A 15,193-nucleotide genomic window follows, 5' to 3' on the forward strand; every position below is an offset into this window, starting at 1 on the left:
TTGAGGTGGCGGTGGATGGTGTTGGGGCTGCCGGTGCCCAGCTGCTCGCGGATGCGCTGGATGCTGGGCTTCTCGCCCTGTCCCACCAGGGCGTCGGCGACGGTGGCGACCTGCTCGTAGGTGATCCCGGTGCGTGCCATATCGTATCCCTCTCGGCTGTATCGTATAACGTATTTCATATTATATGATATACGGTACAAAATACAATACGAAATATGAGTATGGTACGAAATATCCCGGCAGCGGGGCGTATCGCCGGTGGCCAGGCACGAAAAACCCCGCCGTAGCGGGGTTTGCGGGTCGGCGAGCTCGCCTGATGGGAGCGTGGGTCGGCGTCAGGGCGTTGGCTGGCCCTGGGCGTCCTGCTCGTGAGCCAGGCGCCGCTGGCGGGTCTGGTGGGCGTTGCGCTCGATCTGCACGTAGGTGAACAGGCACACGCCGGCCATGAACACGGCGAAGGCCACGATCATCCAGCTGAAGGCGGTCATGGGCGTCTCCTCGGGCGATGGGCGGTTTGCCCCTAGCCTAGCATCCCCGGCGTGGGTGGCATGGCTGAGAGCGCCACGAGAAAGCCCCTCCGAAGAGGGGCTGGGAAGCGCCCAGGTGGGCGCAGGGTGCCCCCTCCGTGGAGGGGGCGGGAAGATGCCCAAACGGGCATTGAAGGGTCAAATACCTCCTTGGTTACATGGATCGCACGGCCGGTCTTGCGCGGTGCGATGGTCGGTTAACGAACACCAGGTGCCACCCTGGTCAAACTCCATCCGGCGTCCGCGGTGCCACCCGCGGTACCGGTCGTCGTCGATGTTGCCGTCTTGCTTGCTGCGAGGGAGGAGTGCCCCTCCCACACTCGCTGGCATCTTTCGTGTGCCCTGGTCGCCCAGGATCTCGCTGAGGGCTTCGGCCATATCGCCCGTCAGCTCAGACACTACTCAACGCCGCTCCCACCCTTAGCCTCACCGGTGCCACCCGGTTCCTCGGCCGTAGGGTTTCCCACGTTAGTCACGTGCTACTGCGTGCCACACCGCCACTGTGCTCCGTCACGATGATTACTAGTGCTATGCACCTCGCCGGCTTACCGGTTTTCAGGGGCCCAAGATTCCAAAACGGCTCCCTTACTCCATCGTCACTTCATCGCCCATGGCCAGCTCCCGAAGAGCATGGCTGTATGACACTCCGAACAGCACCCTCGCGGGGCGCCGTTACCTGCTTGAGCTATTCGTCGACCCAGGCGGCTTGCGCCTCCTGGTGCCGCCAGACCAGTCCTTTCGGCTGTCTGGCCCGCTGGGGTTTCCCCCAGCGCCGCGCCCACAGGTTCGGCATGCGTTCGACGGTCGCCCGCCGCCCACAGGTGGGGCTCTCACCCACTTTCACGCCGTGACAGGGTCAGCTCCGGTTACCCGGCTGCCCGTGTCCGTGTCGCCCAATCCTGGCAAGGGCCAGATTGGGTCGAACGAGGCATTTCAGCCTCGAGCGCCCGTTGCCTCGCAGCGAGCGGAATTACCCGCACTGCGCGACGGCGAGTTGGTCGTGGGAGGCACCCACGACCAGCAGCAAACAAGGGGGTGGCAGCCCCTCGCGTGAGGGGCTGGCACACCCCGAGGTTTGGCACTCGCCGATAGCTAGGGGCCGAGGTGACAGCAGCGGGCGGCGCGCCCTGGAATCTTTTATATGCGTGCTCTCCGCGCCATTAATCATGTTATTCATGCCCATGGTGTCACCGGTCGCCCTACCTCCCCGTGTCAGCTCACCGGGAGGTCACATGGGATCGATGCGTTACAAGAGCGCGGCCATGCAGCGCGTCCAGGATCTGGTCCGCCGTGGCTACGTCAGGTGGACCGCGGGGGTGGTGCCGCGGGAGAAGGCCGCCCGTCTGACGGCCAAGTTTGCTGCGCGATATGGCACAGCCGCCGACCGTCATGAGCGTCGTCGTCGTCGTCGACATGGCGCCGGCAATGGCTTCCTGGTGGTCTATCTGCCGCCGCGTCAGCCCCATGCGGTGTGGTGGCTGCTGGTCGATGATGACCATCCGGCGCAGCACTACGAGGCGCTGAGGGACGCTCGAGAAGTGCGGATCACCATGCCGAATCCGTACTGGTGCCCCGAGGTGTGGCGGGAGGATTACGAGCTGGTTCGGCTGGATGACCGCTGGACCTGGCGGATGGTGGAGGCGCGTCGAACGGAATGGCAGGCGCGCCTCCGAGAGGCGGTGCGGCAGCCGAATCGCGACACTCGCCACCTACAGGTGCGACAGGCGGTCTACAGTCTTCGCAAGCTGCCGGGATTCCGTGGGGTGAGGCAGGATGCACACGGCCTGATCCGGCTGCTGAAGAGCGACTGGAAGCGCGTGCGGCACAAGGCCGAGCCGTTGCCGGCGACGCCCCGGCTGCCGCCCTATGTGCGCCGGATCAAGCACGAATAAGGGGCGGTGGGAATGCTGCACCGAAGGCCCGTCGAGGCCGTTCAGGGACCGGTGGGAACGTTGCACCGTTGGCCCCGCGAGGCCGTCCTGGAACCGGTGGGAACGCTGCACCGATGGCCCCTCGAGGCCGCCCTGGCCCCCAAAGGGGGAGCAATACCTTGCTGCACAGGGCCGAGCGATCATCTCCTGAGCACCGGTGGGGATGCTGCACCGAAGGCCCGTCGAGGCCGTTCAGGGACCGGTCGTTTTCTTTACGCGCGATGACCGCCCCTCCAGGAGGCTCTGGAGGGGCGGTTTTGCGTAAAGAAATTGCGTAAATCTTTCTGTGGAAAGAAAAGGTATGTTTTCTTTCTGCTGTCAGCCACGAATGAGCCGCGCCCCGGGCGGGACCTGGTAACGGAGCTCATTGCAGTCGCCGGGCGGTGGCTGCTGGCCCTCCGGCCGGTCTGGGTACCAGATCCGGCACTCCCCGGGGGGTGGCAGGTGGCCGCTTGGTACACCCTGGCTGCGTTCGTACCCCGGATACCCGTTTCCATACCCGTAGCCATCGGCGTAGACCGCACAACCTGAAAGCGCGGTGACCGCCAGCAGGGAGGTGGCGGCTCGATACAGTGTCTTCATGCACCACTCCTTGTGTCGTGCCCGGTATGGCGTTGTTGCCCTCTCTGCATGATGCGCGATCTCTTCATGAGTTGCCCAACATCAATTGTCCTCCTGGTCGGCAGTCGCTAGGCTTCCTATATCCCCCTGGGGGGGATATGAATTGACATGCTTGGTGGCCTCGGGTCACCCCGCGTCAACAAGAGGAGCGGTATGGAGCTGTTTCGGGATCGTCGCTATCGCCACCTGTTTTCCGCGCAGGTCATCGCCCTGATCGGCACCGGGCTGACCACGGTCGGCCTGGCGCTGCTCGCCAGCGAGCTGGCCGGGGAGCGCGCCGGCGAGGTACTGGGTACGGCACTGGCGATCAAGATGATCGCCTACGTGGGCATCGCCCCGGTGGTCGGCGCCTATGCCACCCGGCTGCCGCGACGGGCCCTGCTGGTCACCCTCGACCTGCTGCGCGCCGGGGTGGTGGTGAGCCTGCCGTTCGTCACCGCAGTGTGGCAGATCTACCTGCTGATCTTCCTGCTCAACGCCTGCTCGGCGGGCTTCACGCCGGTGTTCCAGGCCACGATCCCCGATATCTTCGAGGACGAGCGCCGCTATACGAAGGCGCTCTCACTGTCGCGCCTGGCCTATGACCTGGAGAACCTGCTGAGCCCGCTGCTCGCCGCCCTGCTGCTGGTAGTAATGTCCTTCAACCTGCTGTTCGTGTTGAATGCGGCGGCCTTCCTGCTCTCGGCGCTGCTGGTGGTCAGCGTGTCGCTGCCCTCGCCGCATCCGCAGACGGCAGGCGGCGGTGTCTGGGCCAGGCTGACCCAGGGCATGAGCCGCTATCTCGGCACCCCGCGGCTGCGCGGGCTGCTCGCCCTCAACATGGCGGTGGCCGCGGCCGGCGCCATGCAGATCGTCAACACGGTGGTCTACGTGCGCCATGGGCTGGGCCTGGGGGAGACCCAGGTGGCGATCGCCTTCGCGGCGGCGGGGGGCGGGTCGATGGTCGTCGCCCTCACCTTGCCCAGGCTGCTGGAACGCCTGGACCAGCGGCCGGTGATGCTGGCGGGCGGCCTGCTGATGAGTGCGAGTCTGGTGGCGGGGCTGACGGCGCCGGGCTTTGCGGTGCTGCTGCTGCTGTGGTTCGTGCTGGGTGCCGGGGCCTCGATGGTGATGACGCCCACCGGCCGGCTGCTCAAGCAGTCCTGCCGGGCCGAGGAGCGCCCGGCGTTGTTCGCCGCCCAGTTCTCGCTCTCCCACGCCTGCTGGCTGGTGGCCTATCCGCTGGCCGGCTGGCTGGGAAGCGCCCTGGGCATGATGTCCGCCTTCGCGGTCCTGGCCACCCTGGCCCTGGCCGCCACCCTGCTGGCCGCGCGTCTGTGGCCGACGGAAACGACAGAAGCATGCGCCTGAGCATGCGAGGCATGCCTTGTCATCGAAGGTGGAAAGGCGGGTGGAGCCGGTGGGGCCAGCCACGCCGCTACAGGTAGCGGACGATGGCCTTGAAGTCCTCGATTTGAGCCTGCTGGCCTTCCGTCCTGGCACCAATGGCCTCGTCCAGGCAGTGGTCGATGTGATCCTGCACCAGGGTCCGCTTGGCCTGCTGGATGGCCTTCTCCACGGCATGCAGCTGCTGGGCGATATCGAGGCAGGGGCGACCCTCCTCGATCATCTGGGTAACGCTCTGCAGGTGGCCCCGGGCGCGGTTGAGCCGCTTGATGATGGCAGGGTGGCTCTCGTGGGCATGTGGTGGCATCTTGGGCTCCCTGTCGTTGTTCCTATCCCCATGGGGAGGATGGTAAGCTCCTGCCGGCAGCGTGCCAATGCCGCCCGTCGCAGCCTGGCACCTGCGTTCCCGGTTTCCGCCCTCATCCTGGTTGGCTTTCGATGCTCCACCGGCTGCGCCATCGCCTCGGCTACCTGATCCTGCTGCTGCTGTTCGTGCCCGGCCTGGGCCTGACCAGTGCCGGCGAGGCGCGGGCCCATGGGCCGCTGGGCGTGGCAGCGAGCGAGGCGGCGCAGCAGGAGGCGGAACAGGACAGCCATGGGCACTCCCATGTCCATGAGCATGACCACGGGGACGGCCGCCATCTTCACCACGACAGCGGCAGCCACTTCCACGAGACAGCGGATCGCCTCGGCACGGGTGTCAGCCTGGCGCCGGGGTTTCGTGATGCCCCGCGGACGGTCGCCCGGCACGGCGTCCCGCTGCGCCGCGTCTATCGCCTGGAGCGCCCTCCACGGCCGGTCATCGCTGGGTGACCGGGGCCGTCCACCGGACGGCTGACTCTAATGAAAGAACCGTGGAGGTTTCATGTTGCCATCCCGAATAGGGGGTGCGTTCGGCCTGCCTGCAATGGCGCGACGCCACGCCCTGACCCTTCTCACACTGCTGGTACTGCTCCTGGGGGCCAGCGGTGATGCCCTTGCCCACGCCGTTGCCGAAGGCGACAAGGGGTATATCCAGGAGATCTATGGCGTTCACCTGATCTCGTTCGTCTACCTCGGTGCCAAGCACATGGTGACCGGGTACGACCACATCCTGTTTCTGTTGGGGGTGATCTTCTTCCTCTATCGGATGCAGCACATCGCCATCTACGTCAGCCTCTTCGCCATTGGTCACTCCACGACCATGCTGCTGGGGGTCTACTTCAACATCGGCATCAACAGCTACCTCATCGATGCCATCATCGGGCTCTCCGTCGTCTACAAGGCGCTGGATAACATCGGCGCCTACCAGCGCTGGTTCGGCGTTCAGCCCAATACCAAGGCGGCGACGCTGATCTTTGGCCTGTTTCACGGTTTCGGCCTGTCGAGCAAGATCATCGAGTACGAGATCTCGCCTGACGGCCTGGTGCCCAACCTGCTGGCATTCAACGTCGGGGTGGAGGTCGGCCAGCTGCTGGCCCTGAGCGCCATCCTCATCGTCATGGGCTTCTGGCGGCGCACCGCCGGTTTCCTGCGCCACGCCTACACCGCCAACGTCGCCATGATGTGCGCCGGTTTCATGCTGGTCGGTTACCAGCTCACCGGCTATTTCGTCGCCTGATTCAGGGAGTCTCCGATGTACAACACCGATCTACCCACCCGTGCCGAGCTGCCCACGACCGGCAAGCTGATCCGTTCCACCCTGGTGGCCGCCGTGGTGGCCGTCGCCCTGCTGGTGACCGTGGTGCTGCCGGCAGAGTACGCCATCGATCCCACCGGCGCGGGGCGCCTGCTGGGCCTGACCGAGATGGGGGAAATCAAGCTGCAGTTGGTCGAGGAGGCCGAGCTCGATCGGGCGGCGACACAGGCCGCCACGGACGAGGCATCGCCGACCGTGGCGGAGCAGCAGGCTCAGACCTCGGCGGAGAACCAGGCCGCCGCCGATGCCTCGCTCGAGACCACCACCGAGCAGCCGGCGACCGCCTCAACCTCCAGCGGCGCGGCTGACCCGGTGGCCTCTTCCGAGCCCGCTCAGGATGAATCGCAACCCGAGGCCGGCCAGTCGATAGCGGACGCCACCTCCACTCAGGAGCAGGCACCGGAGGCGAACGGGTCAGCCACCTGGCGTGACGAGGTCAGCTTCGCCCTGGCCCCGGGTGAAGGCACCGAGTACAAGCTGACCATGGAGGAGGGGGCCATCGCGAGGTTTGCCTGGATCTCCGAGGGAGGACCGCTCAACTTCGACACCCACGGTGACGGCAACGGCAACTCGATCAGCTACGAGAAGGGCCGGGGTGTGCCCGAGGACGAGGGCGAGCTTGAAGCGGCCTTCACCGGGAACCACGGCTGGTTCTTCCGCAACCGCAACGACAACGAGGTGACCGTGGTACTGCGCATCGACGGTGACTACGGGGAGCTGAAGCGTATGCTGTAAGCCGGCACTGCCCTCATCGCCCCGGCCAAGGAAGACGGCCGGGGCGATGATGTCGCTTTGGGCCTTTGGAATTATCGAAAAGCCAGCAACAGCTTATTCTCAAGTGCTGCCATCAACACTTACGAAGGCTTGGTATACGTCGTCCAACAACACGCCCACATGAGCAAGCAGGGCATCATCATCCGCACAGCGCTCCCGGGCGCCGCTCAACATCAGCCTCAGCCCCGCCGCCTCGGGTACGGGAGCACCACCGACGTCCAGGTAGTGCACCAGTTCCCCGAGCCTGACCAACGCGGGATCCGCCACCAGCCCGAAACTCGCCAGCAGCACTTCGAAGGTGACCTTGTCGTCGACATGGGTGAAGGCCGCACCGTCGAAATCGAACCCCAACGCTTCCGGCGGACACTGAGTCGGGCTTTCCAGCCAAACGAAGCGCGCCTCGGGGTCGATGAAGCGCTGAATCAACCAGGCCGAGGCCACACGATCCACCCACAGGTGACGACGGGTGGCCCATAGTCGGCCGCGAAATGCGCTTCGCTCCAGACAGGCAATCTCGGCCCGGGTGGGCTTGGGCTCATCGGGTACGAAACAGCGGTTATAGATGGCCTCGGCGTCTGCCAGGGCCGCGACGGCTCGCGCTCTGCCTGCTCCCGGAAAGAAGTCGATCTCGACGATCGCCTGAAAGCGCCGCTGCAGCTGAAGAAGTCCGCGCTGCGCCTCTCGCGCCTCTAGGCTGGGACACGCCTGCTGCCACTTGGCGACTGCCTCGAGTAACTCCTGATACTCCGCATCCCGGTCGAAGAGGGCGGGCAACACCTCCGTTGTCTCGATGCTCGTATCGTCTACCTCGAGCAGCAGGGACTTCCCCCCTAGTGCCTGGATGTCGGCGGCTTGGTGTTGTAGTGCCTGGTATCGCGATGGGCTTGCTGGCAACAGGTAGACACCGTCACGCAGTACGGCCGCGCCCATGCTGCGCAGGGCCCGCCAGATCCGCATGCGAGCGCTACTCGCATTCCCGCTGAGGCTCATGGCCAGTATCAGCCAGCGTCTTTCGTCGTCTACCATGCCATCCATCATCGTTGTACGCGTAACATGTGTGTTATACGCTCTACAAAATTATGTAGCCACCGTCTTCGTGAGAGTGTACATGCCCCCCGTCAACGAAACGCCCCATCAGGTTCCCTTTCGCGAGGCCGTGATGGTCTGGCTACGCGTGGCCATGCTCAGCTTCGGCGGCCCCGCCGGCCAGATCGCGGTGATGCATCGCATCCTGGTCGAGGAAAAGAAATGGATCGGCGAGCGGCGTTTCCTGCACGCCCTCAACTACTGCATGATGCTGCCGGGGCCAGAGGCTCAACAGCTGGCGATCTACATCGGCTGGCTGATGCACCGTACCAAGGGCGGCCTGGTCGCCGGCTGCCTGTTCGTACTGCCCGGCTTCATCGCTATCCTCGCGCTGAGCTATCTATATGCGGCGCTGGGCAACGTGGGGCTGGTGGAAGGGCTGTTCTTCGGCCTGAAGGCCGCCGTGCTGGCGGTGGTGCTCAATGCGGTGGTGAGAATCGGCAAACGGGCGCTCAAGAATCGGATCATGTTGGGCCTCGCGGCGGCGGCCTTCGTGGCGATCTTCTTCTTTGATATCGCCTTTCCGCTGATCATCCTGAGTGCGGCCCTGCTGGGTTACTGGGGCGGCAAGCGCGGCGTGACGGCGTTTCAGGTAGGCGGTGGTCATGGCGATGGTAGCGACCAGGGCCTCAGCGACCGCGACTCGCTGCTCGGTGAGGGGTTACCGGACCATGCGCGGCCCAACCGCAGTTGGTCACTGCGTATCTCGGCAACTCTCCTGCTGCTGTGGTTGACGCCGGTCGTACTGTTGCTGGTCACATTGGGTGGTGAAAACGTGTTCAGCCAGATCGCCACCTTCTTCAGCAAGATGGCGGTGGCGACTTTCGGCGGTGCCTATGCCGTGCTCGGCTACGTGACCCAGGAGGCGGTCCAGAACTACGGTTGGCTGGCCCCCGGTGAGATGCTCGATGGCCTGGGGATGGCCGAGACCACCCCAGGGCCGCTGATTCAGGTGGTGCAGTTCGTCGGTTTCATGGGCGCCTTCCGCGAAGCCACCGGGCTCGATCCCATGGTGGCAGCGACGCTCGCGGCAGTGCTCACCACTTGGGTGACCTTCGTGCCTTGCTTCCTGTGGATCTTCCTCGGCGCGCCCTACGTGGAGCGCTTGCGCGACAACCGGGCCCTGAGCGCGGCGCTGTCCGCCATCACGGCGGCGGTGGTCGGTGTGATCCTCAACCTGGCGATCTGGTTCGGTATCCACGTGATCTTCGCCGAGGTCGAGGAGCGACACGCCCTGGGGGCTCGCCTGCTGATCCCGAACCTAGCCTCGGTGGACCTGCTGGCTCTGCTGCTCGCCGCCGGTGCCCTGATCGCCATCTTTAGATTCAAGATCGGCATGCTCAAGGTGCTCGGAAGCTGTGCGCTACTTGGCGTGCTAGCGTCCCTGGTTGTCTTCTAGTCACGACGGCCATCTCACATGATGGCCGTCGATCACGAAGACGTGCCGATGCCGGCCATCCGGAATGGTGGTGGAGATGTGTGTGGGGGCACGCCCCCATCCAGCCTGCCAGCGGTTAGGTGATAGCAGCCAGCAACCGCGCCCCTTCCTGAGTCTCCTAGCTTCACTGGGTCTCCCCCCCTGGCCTCGTTGCCAACACGACGTCATGATGTAAAGAAAACCAAGGTTTTCCTTCTGTGAGTGGAGGCTGTTATGGTCGAGCGGAAAGGATGCAGTGCCGCTGATGCCTGGCGGGCAGCTATTGAGCTGTTTGAAGGCAACCGCGCAGCAGCGGACCACTGGCTGCACCAAGAGGCCGTGGGGCTAGGAGGGAGGCGCCCTATCGATGTCATGGAAACGGATCCTCAACAGGTGCTGGACCTGATCGGCCGTCTCGAGCATGGGGTGTTCACCTGATCCGAGCCTGATCCTGGTGATGCCATGGCTGAACTTGGGGCTACGAGAAGAGACCACGAAGACGATACGGCCACTCGGAGAGGTAACGCATGATCATCGGCTACGCCCGCGTCAGCACCCAGGACCAGAACCCCCAACTACAGCGTGACGCCCTCGAGGAGGCTGGCTGTGAGCAGGTCTTCGAGGAGCGTGTCACCGGTACCAAGCGGGAGCGTCCCGAGCTCCAAGCCTGCTTACGTACTCTGCGCTCCGGCGACACCCTGGTGGTGTGGAAGCTCGACCGGCTGGCCCGCTCGCTCAAGGACCTGGTGGAGCTGATCCACGAGCTGAACGAGCGCGGCGTGGGCTTCCGGTCGCTGACCGAGGCGATCGACACCACCAGTGCCGGCGGCAAGCTGGTGTTCCACATCTTCGGTGCCCTGGCGGAGTTCGAGCACAGTCTGATTCGGGAGCGGACCCTGGCCGGTCTGGCGGCGGCTCGAGCCCGCGGTCGCAAGGGAGGACGCCGTCCGGTCATGTCAGCCGCAGACGTGCGCAAGGCGGCGGCGCTGTTGGCCGACCCCGAGATCACCAAGGCTGAGGTGGCCAAGCACTTTGGCGTCAGCCGGGTGACGCTGAATGCCTCCCTGGAGCGCGAAGGGCTGGCCAAGGCCGTGAACCATCCCAAGCTCGAGCAGTTGCTGGCTGAAGGCGATCCGGATGCTTCCGAGCTGGGAGAGCAGCGGTCCTGGCAGGAGGCACCGGCCGTGAGGCGTAAGGTTTAGGCGACGGCCTGGATGCCGTTCCTCTCGATCAGCGTCAGCAAGCGCAATGCCGGACCGCCAGGTCGCTTCACGCCGCGCTCCCAGTCGGATACCAGGTTCTTGCTGACGTTGAGGTAGCGGGCAAACACGGGCTGGGACAAGTGTTCACGCTCACGCAGAGCACGGATCTCCTCAGGAGACAGGGTCTTCACCGGCGTGAGGCAGGTCCCATCGAAGTCACGCATGGTCTGCTTGTCGATGGCGCCGACCTCGTGCAGCGCCTCCATGGTTTCATGGATCGCGGCGAGGGCGTCACTACGGTACTGCTTAGCCATTGCCATCTACCTCCGAAAATTGGCCCTTCTCGATCATCGAGGCCAGGTGCTCATCAGACAGCGACAGAATGTGCTGTGCTGCTTGCTTGAAGGCGGCCTTCTCTTCGTCGCTGATGTTGCTCTGTTGGCTTTTCGCGAAGCCGAAGACGAAGAAGGCGCGGCTCTCCTGGCGGTACAGGATGATCGTGCGATACCCGCCGGACTTGCCTTGGCCAGGGCGAGCGACGCGCTGCTTGATGACTCCGCTACCAAGGTCGGCATCTATCAGGCCTTGCTCGGCCCGCTGGATGGCTTCGCATAGCGCATCATCGTCGATTCGTTGCTTACGGGCGAAGCGCTCGAACCAGGCGTTCTTGAAGATCCTCACGTGCATCCTGCCATGACCAAGTATAACACTTAGTGTGACATTTTTGAGAATGCCTAGGCAAGGTCACCGAAGAGACCTGCATTCACCAGCTCGCATGGTCGGTGGGAGTTCAGTGCAGCCATTCTGTCCCATGAGGCTATCGACGCTACCAGCGCTGGTGGCAAGTTGGGGTGCCACATCTTTCGGCGCGTTGGCCGAGCTCGAGCACAGCCTGATTCGAGAGCGGACCTTGGCTGGCCTGGCGGCGGTGCGTGCCCGTGGCGGCAAGGGAGGCAGGTGCCGCTGACTGCTTCCTTGGAGAGGGTGAGGCTTGGTCAAGACAGCTTAGTGTCATCTTCCCCCCTACCTTGTTCTGACTCAGACCTCTTTAAGGTATTTCGAGTATTGACAAAGGCTCCACTTAGGATATAGTTATGATACGTTTTTAATATTAAAAAAGGACCATGATGATTATCACTGTAGGCAACACGAAGGGTGGAGTTGGCAAAACCACGCTTGCAGTCAGCTTGGCGATTGCCCGTGCCCTAGCCGGGCGGGACGTGTGGCTGATCGATGGTGATCGCCAAGGCACGGCACAGACAGCTATCAGTATTCGTGCAGAGAACGGGGTGAGCCCTGGTATAGCTTGTGCGACATATCCTGATGGGCCGACATTGCGGAGCCAGGTGCAGCAGCAGGCGTCCAAATTCGATGACATCATCATCGATGCCGGTGGCCGTGACTCAACGGCCCTGAGAGCGGCGCTGGTATTGAGTGATGTTCTATTGGTGCCTTTTGCACCTCGCTCCTATGACGTATGGGCGCTAGGCGATATGGCAGCCCTAGTAGATGAAGCTCGTAGCGTTAGGGATGGCTTGCGGTCTGTAGCTGTTTTGAACCTGGCTGATCCTGGCGGCAACTCGGTAGACAATGATGAGGCGGCAGCAGCAGTTGCCGATGTCCCCCAGTTCGAATACCTAGCAACGCCAATACGCAGGCGCAAAGCGTTTGCTAATGCGACTGGTGCAGGGCTGTCAGTGCAAGAGATGAAGCCGATGGATAAGAAGGCTACTGCTGAGCTTAGCGCACTTGAAAAAGCCCTTTTTTAATATTAATATGATATTTAAATGATATCTTAGGTGTTGCTTATGACGATTACAAAGCCGAAGGCTAAGCCTTCCCAGACTGCGGAATCATTCATCTCTGGTGCCCCTGATTCGGAAGCACGACAGAAGGGGGTGAAGAAGGGAAATAAGCGACAGATCAGCCTTACGATCACACCAGCACTGTTGGAGCGAGTAGACGAGCTAGCCACAGAGCTAGGCCAGTCCCGTGCCGCGATCATCAATATGGCAATTTACCGTGCTGTTGAGCATGGCCTCATCAAAGAGTGATCAGAGGCAGGGCATGAGCAAGGATCGCCAGAAATTCATCGAGGAGAACGCCCGAGCTGGGGAAACCTGGGAAGAAGCTTCTGCACGCCTATTCCCAGACACCGGAAAGGGTTCGAAGCGCAAGCGCTCCACACTGGCTCCTGAGCGTCATGCTCAGCGCGACTTCTTCATTGCAGACATTCTGGAGGCGAGCCCTAAGGACGACCTCGGGAGCATGGAGCATCCGCTGTTCGCTTTGAAGTCGGGCGATACACGAAAGCGTACCTACGCGCGCAATGGCATCACTGTAACTGTGATGCCAGGTCAATCTGGCTGTGCAACGATTCATGATAAGGACGTGTGGATCTACTGCATCAGCCAACTTGTAGAGGCGATGAACCGAGGCCGTGAAGATGTGGGGCCGGTTGTACGCTTTACGGCCTATGATTTTCTCGTGACAACCAACCGCGACACCAGTGGGCGAGCCTACCAGCGCATGGGAGATGCGCTTTCGAGGCTACGTAGTACCACTATCGAAACCAACATCGAGGTGGACGGCTACCGCGAGCGGCGTGGTTTTGGCCTGGTTGACTCGTGGCGCGTCATCGAGCGTGGTCCAGGCGATCGGATGGTGGCTGTTGAGGTGCGTCTCCCGGAATGGTTATGGCGTTCAGTACAGGCTCTTCAGGTGTTGACCATAAGCCGAGACTACTTTCGGCTACGCAAACCTCTAGATAGACGGATTTATGAGCTGGCCCGCAAGCACTGTGGGCAACAGCCTCGTTGGCGTATTAGCCTCAAAGCTTTATATGAGAAGAGCGGTAGCGCTGACACGTTGCGTAAATTTCGGGCAGCCATCAAGGGACTGGCTGATGCTGATGTATTGCCTGACTATCGCTTGACCTTCAATCAGGATGGCGACGCTGTGACGTTCTACTCGCGAGGGGGGAAGGGGGGCAGAGCACAGATGACAGACCTGATACATGCCAAGCCTTTGAAGCGTATCTCTGAGCCGAACTGAAACATGGTATCTAGGCACGTGCTTTCACGGACGCAAGACACGTGCTTTTACGGACGGCCTGGCTGTGCTTTGGCACGTGCTTTCACGGACGCTTGCTGTGGATTATCACGTGCTTTTACGGACGCCTTGGTTGTGGATTGCCACGTGCTTTCACGGACGCCCACTTCGTGCATTTACGGACGCAACCACCCTTCAAACCCACATGGGCTCTGGGTTTCAGAAACCGTAACGCGCGCGCGCCTTTAACCAAGATCTAAAGATCTTTAACGCGCTACGCGCTCGCCTACCCTCCGCTCGTTCCTCGCTCCGCCCCCGCTACGCGGGCCTGAACGATGACGCGCCAAAGGCGCGGCTTGCGGGCGCTCTCGAGCCGCTTCGCGGCTGCGCGCCCTGGACGGCGCAGCCTGGCCGCTAAAGTGACACGCCTCAGTGGGCCGTACCCCCACCTCGTGCGGGAACGAAGGCGCTACGCGCCTAGGTTTGGCAGGAAGGAGGTCAATCCACGCTCGACGACCACAGCGAAGATCTGTGGCGCTACTGCATCATCGCCCGCCTCGAGGAGGCGGAGATCGACATCCTGGTGGTGCGGATCGCCTACCACAGCAAAGCCTATCGCTGACGCTGCCCATGGGGCCTCTCCAGGGCCCGGCCTACTCCCCCAGCGGCAGCTGGCCCTGATCCTCCTCCTGACTTTTTGCCTTGCGGCTCTCCAGGGCTTCCATACGGGCCGCTAGGGCCTCACCCTGTACCTCGGCCTTGGTCCGCCCCTTTTCGGCCTCCTGGGCGCGTTGATGGGCGTCCTGGAGCTGCTTTTCCAGGGCGGCCAGGCGCTCCCGGTACTCGTCGCGCTGTTCGGCCAGGGCTTGGCGGTGCCCCTGAGCGTCCTGTTGGCGGGCCTGTCGCTCCTCCTGGAGCGCCTTGGCACGCTCCTCGGCCTGCTGCTGGGCGGCCTCGGTGCGGGTCTCGGCCACCGCCAGGGCGCGTTCGGCTTCGATGCGGGCCTGATCGGTCTGCTTGGCCTCGCGTTGTGCCGCGATGCGCGCCTCTCGCTCCTCGTCACGCTGTTCCTCGAGGGTCGTCACCCGGTTGCGGGCCTCGGCCAGCTGCTGGCGGGCGTCGTCGCGCTGGGCCTCCAGCTCCCGAACGCGCTCGCGGAACTCGGCCAGGGCGCTGCGCGCCTCGTCGCGTTCGCCGGTGACGCGATCGCGCTCGCTCTCCAGGGCCTCCACCCGGCCACTCAACTCCTCGACCTGCTCCTCCAGCTGCTCGCCGGTGGCGGCCAGCTCGTCGGCGGTGTGCTGTGCCTCCAGGGCGTTCTCCTCGGCCTCGGCGCGTGCCGCGGCGGCCTGGCGTTCCAGCTCCTCGGCCAGCGCGGCGGTCAGCTCGTCCGGCAGGCGGGCGGCGCGGCGCTCGGCCGGCGCCTGGGTGGCCCGCCACGCTTTGAGGTGGCGGTGGATGGTGTTGGGGCTGCCGGTGCCCAGCTGCTCGCGGATGCGCTGGATGCTGGGCTTCTCGCC

The 15,193-nt window shown here is 63.5% G+C and carries 18 protein-coding genes and 1 pseudogene; 11 read left to right on the forward strand and 8 right to left on the reverse strand.

All coding sequences use genetic code 11. The features are described from left to right. Both QPM17_RS22520 and QPM17_RS22525 read right to left on the reverse strand, forming a co-directional pair. Nucleotides 1–179, reverse strand: a 179-nt coding sequence (locus QPM17_RS22520; protein WP_340367478.1) for a DNA-binding protein, incomplete at its 3' end; no start/stop codon positions are given. 156 nt (nucleotides 180–335) lie between these two features. Beyond that, nucleotides 336–488 (reverse strand): hypothetical protein, encoded by a 153-nt coding sequence (locus QPM17_RS22525; protein WP_285393970.1) that lies wholly within the window; start codon nucleotides 486–488, stop codon nucleotides 336–338. Nucleotides 489–1,759: 1,271 nt separating this feature from the next. Between QPM17_RS22525 and QPM17_RS22530 the strand changes: the two genes are divergently transcribed. Next, on the forward strand, nucleotides 1,760–2,419 hold the full coding sequence (locus QPM17_RS22530) for a hypothetical protein (protein ID WP_285393971.1): 660 nt from the start codon (nucleotides 1,760–1,762) through the stop codon (nucleotides 2,417–2,419). 357 nt (nucleotides 2,420–2,776) lie between these two features. Here QPM17_RS22530 and QPM17_RS23940 read toward each other — a convergent pair. Further along, nucleotides 2,777–2,917: pseudogene (locus tag QPM17_RS23940) on the reverse strand (tetratricopeptide repeat protein); the annotation flags it as partial. Between the two features lie 315 nt (nucleotides 2,918–3,232). Here QPM17_RS23940 and QPM17_RS22540 point away from each other — a divergent pair. Further along, complete coding sequence (locus tag QPM17_RS22540; protein ID WP_285393972.1) at nucleotides 3,233–4,429, forward strand: MFS transporter; 1,197 nt, start codon at nucleotides 3,233–3,235, stop codon at nucleotides 4,427–4,429. Between the two features lie 67 nt (nucleotides 4,430–4,496). Here QPM17_RS22540 and QPM17_RS22545 read toward each other — a convergent pair whose 3' ends face one another. Continuing rightward, a complete protein-coding gene (locus tag QPM17_RS22545; RefSeq protein WP_119023275.1) occupies nucleotides 4,497–4,772 on the reverse strand; it encodes a metal-sensing transcriptional repressor in 276 nt (91 codons plus the stop codon). A 131-nt stretch (nucleotides 4,773–4,903) separates the two neighbouring features. Here QPM17_RS22545 and QPM17_RS22550 point away from each other — a divergent pair, with 131 nt between their 5' ends. The 3 genes from QPM17_RS22550 to QPM17_RS22560 all read left to right on the forward strand — a co-directional run bounded on the left by QPM17_RS22550 (nucleotide 4,904) and on the right by QPM17_RS22560 (nucleotide 6,878). After that, complete coding sequence (locus QPM17_RS22550) at nucleotides 4,904–5,278, forward strand: hypothetical protein (RefSeq protein ID WP_285393974.1); 375 nt, start codon at nucleotides 4,904–4,906, stop codon at nucleotides 5,276–5,278. Nucleotides 5,279–5,372: 94 nt separating this feature from the next. Continuing rightward, nucleotides 5,373–6,065 (forward strand): HupE/UreJ family protein, encoded by a 693-nt coding sequence (locus QPM17_RS22555; RefSeq protein ID WP_285393998.1) that lies wholly within the window; start codon nucleotides 5,373–5,375, stop codon nucleotides 6,063–6,065. Nucleotides 6,066–6,080: 15 nt separating this feature from the next. Continuing rightward, the gene (locus QPM17_RS22560; protein WP_285393975.1) at nucleotides 6,081–6,878 is read left to right on the forward strand and encodes a hypothetical protein; all 798 of its coding nucleotides are present in this window, start codon (nucleotides 6,081–6,083) and stop codon (nucleotides 6,876–6,878) included. A 99-nt stretch (nucleotides 6,879–6,977) separates the two neighbouring features. Here QPM17_RS22560 and QPM17_RS22565 read toward each other — a convergent pair whose 3' ends face one another. After that, nucleotides 6,978–7,943, reverse strand: a complete 966-nt coding sequence (locus QPM17_RS22565; RefSeq protein ID WP_285393976.1) for a chromate resistance protein ChrB domain-containing protein — start codon at nucleotides 7,941–7,943, stop codon at nucleotides 6,978–6,980. Between the two features lie 82 nt (nucleotides 7,944–8,025). Between QPM17_RS22565 and chrA the strand changes: the two genes are divergently transcribed. From chrA to QPM17_RS22580, 3 genes are all read left to right on the forward strand, one after another. Beyond that, complete coding sequence (gene chrA, locus QPM17_RS22570; protein ID WP_285393978.1) at nucleotides 8,026–9,402, forward strand: chromate efflux transporter; 1,377 nt, start codon at nucleotides 8,026–8,028, stop codon at nucleotides 9,400–9,402. A gap of 252 nt (nucleotides 9,403–9,654) precedes the next feature. Continuing rightward, entirely contained in the window at nucleotides 9,655–9,858 is a 204-nt protein-coding gene (locus QPM17_RS22575) for an antitoxin Xre/MbcA/ParS toxin-binding domain-containing protein (protein WP_285393980.1), read from the forward strand. Between the two features lie 89 nt (nucleotides 9,859–9,947). Further along, complete coding sequence (locus QPM17_RS22580; protein WP_285393982.1) at nucleotides 9,948–10,622, forward strand: recombinase family protein; 675 nt, start codon at nucleotides 9,948–9,950, stop codon at nucleotides 10,620–10,622. Here QPM17_RS22580 and QPM17_RS22585 read toward each other — a convergent pair. Then, complete coding sequence (locus QPM17_RS22585; protein ID WP_285393984.1) at nucleotides 10,619–10,936, reverse strand: helix-turn-helix domain-containing protein; 318 nt, start codon at nucleotides 10,934–10,936, stop codon at nucleotides 10,619–10,621. The genes QPM17_RS22580 and QPM17_RS22585 overlap by 4 nt on opposite strands. Further along, entirely contained in the window at nucleotides 10,929–11,303 is a 375-nt protein-coding gene (locus QPM17_RS22590; protein WP_285393986.1) for a type II toxin-antitoxin system RelE/ParE family toxin, read from the reverse strand. The genes QPM17_RS22585 and QPM17_RS22590 overlap by 8 nt, the downstream gene beginning before the upstream one ends. Before the next feature lie 443 nt (nucleotides 11,304–11,746). Here QPM17_RS22590 and QPM17_RS22600 point away from each other — a divergent pair, with 443 nt between their 5' ends. The 3 genes from QPM17_RS22600 to QPM17_RS22610 are packed head-to-tail and all read left to right on the forward strand — an operon-like array spanning nucleotide 11,747 to nucleotide 13,676. Beyond that, complete coding sequence (locus tag QPM17_RS22600; RefSeq protein WP_285393988.1) at nucleotides 11,747–12,391, forward strand: AAA family ATPase; 645 nt, start codon at nucleotides 11,747–11,749, stop codon at nucleotides 12,389–12,391. Between the two features lie 39 nt (nucleotides 12,392–12,430). Further along, complete coding sequence (locus QPM17_RS22605; protein ID WP_285393990.1) at nucleotides 12,431–12,676, forward strand: ribbon-helix-helix protein, CopG family; 246 nt, start codon at nucleotides 12,431–12,433, stop codon at nucleotides 12,674–12,676. A 13-nt stretch (nucleotides 12,677–12,689) separates the two neighbouring features. After that, entirely contained in the window at nucleotides 12,690–13,676 is a 987-nt protein-coding gene (locus QPM17_RS22610; RefSeq protein ID WP_285393992.1) for a replication initiator protein A, read from the forward strand. 650 nt (nucleotides 13,677–14,326) lie between these two features. On the opposite strand, the gene QPM17_RS22615 is transcribed toward QPM17_RS22610, so the two are convergent. After that, the coding region (locus QPM17_RS22615; protein WP_285393994.1) for a DNA-binding protein at nucleotides 14,327–15,193 on the reverse strand (867 nt) is incomplete at its 5' end.

This window comes from Marinobacter azerbaijanicus, from assembly GCF_030250645.1.
In the GTDB taxonomy this organism is placed as follows: domain Bacteria; phylum Pseudomonadota; class Gammaproteobacteria; order Pseudomonadales; family Oleiphilaceae; genus Marinobacter; species Marinobacter azerbaijanicus.

What these genes read in the sequence shown, in the direction of transcription:
- QPM17_RS22555 (WP_285393998.1), top strand. Translation starts at nt 5,373, where the DNA reads ATGGCGCGACGCCACGCCCTGACCCTTCTCACACTGCTGGTACTGCTC.
- QPM17_RS22545 (WP_119023275.1), bottom strand. Translation starts at nt 4,772, where the DNA reads ATGCCACCACATGCCCACGAGAGCCACCCTGCCATCATCAAGCGGCTC.
- QPM17_RS22525 (WP_285393970.1), bottom strand. Translation starts at nt 488, where the DNA reads ATGACCGCCTTCAGCTGGATGATCGTGGCCTTCGCCGTGTTCATGGCC.
- QPM17_RS22600 (WP_285393988.1), top strand. Translation starts at nt 11,747, where the DNA reads ATGATGATTATCACTGTAGGCAACACGAAGGGTGGAGTTGGCAAAACC.
- QPM17_RS22575 (WP_285393980.1), top strand. Translation starts at nt 9,655, where the DNA reads ATGGTCGAGCGGAAAGGATGCAGTGCCGCTGATGCCTGGCGGGCAGCT.
- QPM17_RS22540 (WP_285393972.1), top strand. Translation starts at nt 3,233, where the DNA reads ATGGAGCTGTTTCGGGATCGTCGCTATCGCCACCTGTTTTCCGCGCAG.
- QPM17_RS22530 (WP_285393971.1), top strand. Translation starts at nt 1,760, where the DNA reads ATGGGATCGATGCGTTACAAGAGCGCGGCCATGCAGCGCGTCCAGGAT.
- QPM17_RS22585 (WP_285393984.1), bottom strand. Translation starts at nt 10,936, where the DNA reads ATGGCTAAGCAGTACCGTAGTGACGCCCTCGCCGCGATCCATGAAACC.
- QPM17_RS22560 (WP_285393975.1), top strand. Translation starts at nt 6,081, where the DNA reads ATGTACAACACCGATCTACCCACCCGTGCCGAGCTGCCCACGACCGGC.
- QPM17_RS22580 (WP_285393982.1), top strand. Translation starts at nt 9,948, where the DNA reads ATGATCATCGGCTACGCCCGCGTCAGCACCCAGGACCAGAACCCCCAA.
- chrA (WP_285393978.1), top strand. Translation starts at nt 8,026, where the DNA reads ATGCCCCCCGTCAACGAAACGCCCCATCAGGTTCCCTTTCGCGAGGCC.
- QPM17_RS22565 (WP_285393976.1), bottom strand. Translation starts at nt 7,943, where the DNA reads ATGGTAGACGACGAAAGACGCTGGCTGATACTGGCCATGAGCCTCAGC.
- QPM17_RS22610 (WP_285393992.1), top strand. Translation starts at nt 12,690, where the DNA reads ATGAGCAAGGATCGCCAGAAATTCATCGAGGAGAACGCCCGAGCTGGG.
- QPM17_RS22550 (WP_285393974.1), top strand. Translation starts at nt 4,904, where the DNA reads ATGCTCCACCGGCTGCGCCATCGCCTCGGCTACCTGATCCTGCTGCTG.
- QPM17_RS22605 (WP_285393990.1), top strand. Translation starts at nt 12,431, where the DNA reads ATGACGATTACAAAGCCGAAGGCTAAGCCTTCCCAGACTGCGGAATCA.